The organism is Actinomadura sp. HBU206391 (assembly GCF_014323665.1).
GTDB lineage: Bacteria > Actinomycetota > Actinomycetes > Streptosporangiales > Streptosporangiaceae > Actinomadura_C.
This window is the reverse complement of sequence record NZ_JABVEB010000514.1, coordinates 1-1,783: the sequence shown is the minus strand read 5'-3', so window position 1 is coordinate 1,783 and position 1,783 is coordinate 1. Positions and strand designations below refer to the sequence as shown.

At 65.1% G+C, this 1,783-nt stretch carries 2 protein-coding genes; one reads left to right on the top strand and one right to left on the bottom strand.

Annotated elements, in window-relative coordinates; genetic code table 11:
* Positions 1 to 320: 320 nt before the first annotated feature.
* Complete coding sequence (locus HKK72_RS41925) at positions 321 to 782, bottom strand: hypothetical protein (protein ID WP_261987617.1); 462 nt, start codon at positions 780 to 782, stop codon at positions 321 to 323.
* A 564-nt stretch (positions 783 to 1,346) separates the two neighbouring features.
* Here HKK72_RS41925 and HKK72_RS38970 point away from each other — a divergent pair.
* Entirely contained in the window at positions 1,347 to 1,685 is a 339-nt protein-coding gene (locus HKK72_RS38970) for a hypothetical protein (RefSeq protein WP_187239387.1), read from the top strand.
* The last annotated feature ends 98 nt before the right edge of the window (positions 1,686 to 1,783 follow it).

The window sequence follows — 1,783 nt, the reverse complement described above, 5'->3', positions numbered from 1 at the left end:
GCATCCACGTTCGGCTCGTCGGGCGTGGTCAAGCCGATTCCGCTGGCCACGACACCGGTGGTCGTGATGGCTGAGGGAACCGCGCACGGGAGGGCGCCCTGGGCGGTGACCGCAGCCTGGATGACTCCGATTCGGCCTCCACGCCGGATGTGGAGTGGCCGCATCCAGCTGGCCTGCCGCCCAGGGCGCATCACATAGACGCTCGACTCGCCACCGCCGGTCAAGGTCGTGGTCGCCGAACCCGAGCCGGCCAGCGCGCAGGACCAGCGCGGGAACCGTCCAGTTCAGGACGTCGCCGGAGGATGTCACGGGCTGCCACATCACCGGGCGTCCTGTGGCGCAGGCGCGATGTCTTGGCCCGGGTCGAGCGGGCGTCTCAAGACGAGGACCTCTTCGTGGGCGTTGACATGCAAGGGCAGACCCGCGGCGCGCGCTTGGCCGGTTTCGTGCATGGCGAAAAACGACGCCCGGGTGACCAGCCGGTCGTCTTTGATTCCACACAGCAAAGCCACCAGCCGCTGCACCGGTTCCAGCCCGGCGTCTTGGGCAGCCGCCCAGACCTGGGCGGGGAAGTCAACCAGCCGTCCGCCTTTGCGGAACGGGCGGGTGGTGATGACGACGACGCCGCCGGGCCGCAACAGCGGCAGGCATCCGATGAGGATGTCGGTGAACCCACAAACGAGACGGTCGTGGCTGCCTCGAGAGAGGTTGTGCGGGGTCTTTCCGTAGGTGTGATTCCGCTTTTGGACGCCGCTCTGCCCGCTGTTGCGGGTGTCCCGCACATCGGATCCAGCACCAGCTCTCCCGGTTTGGTATAGGAGCTGATGGCAGTGGCGGCCAGGGCCGGCAACATCTTCGCCGGGTGCGCAGTCGAGGAGTGCAGGTAGCGACCTTGGCGCTGAATCCTGGAGGGCTGCTGCGCGCACGCCCACACAGACAACGGCACCAACTCGCCGGCGACGCGGTCCACTTCTCGCCGTGGCGGGCGGCCACTGCTGCCGGAGTTCTCGGTGTTCTCGTGGTGATCGGGGTGTTGGGTCATGACGAGGGTGCTTCTGCGCATCCACCCGTCTCAGGACGGCACGGGCTCAAGGGAACCCGTCCATGTAGGCATTTCTTAGGCAGCCGCGTAGGCAAGTCACCGGCATGCCTAGGCACGTCATAGGCGCGTGACCGGCCCCGCTGAGGATCTCCCACAAATGATCAATGGTGGGGTGGATCTCACTTGCTGTCGGATGTGCCCCCTGGCGTGGGGGTGCTGGAGTGGCTCAAGCCTTGAGCGGTCTGCGATGAGTGGTGTGCTGTCATCGAGCCGCCGTTGCCGGGGGTCGAGTGCCGTACTCCCCATGCGGCAGATCTTGTTCAGAGGCGCGCGCAGTTCGCTCTGGGACGCAGGGAGCCTGTTTGTGGGAGCGGGATGGCTGGAGGCTGCGTCTCATTTGCGGGAGGTCGTCGTGAGTAGATATGGGGCCAGTCAGGTCTTTCTGGAGCGCATGGTCGTCTTGTCCTGGGGCTTCATAGCCTTCGGTCTTCTGGTGCTGGTACTGGGCATTTTCGACCTGGAATGGATCGCCGTGGTCGTTGGTGCGGGCATCATCGCGGCTGGAGTGGGGTATCGCTGGCTTGCCAACTGGCTGGCGGAATGGGCGTCGCGGCGAGACTTCGAAGATCGCTGGCGCCGCTGACCTGCTACTTGTCTCTTTCGCGCTTGAACTGCTTTCTTGGCCCATCCGACATGAGCGAGATCCCTCCATACCTTGATCATTTGCAAGAGGCTCTTAGA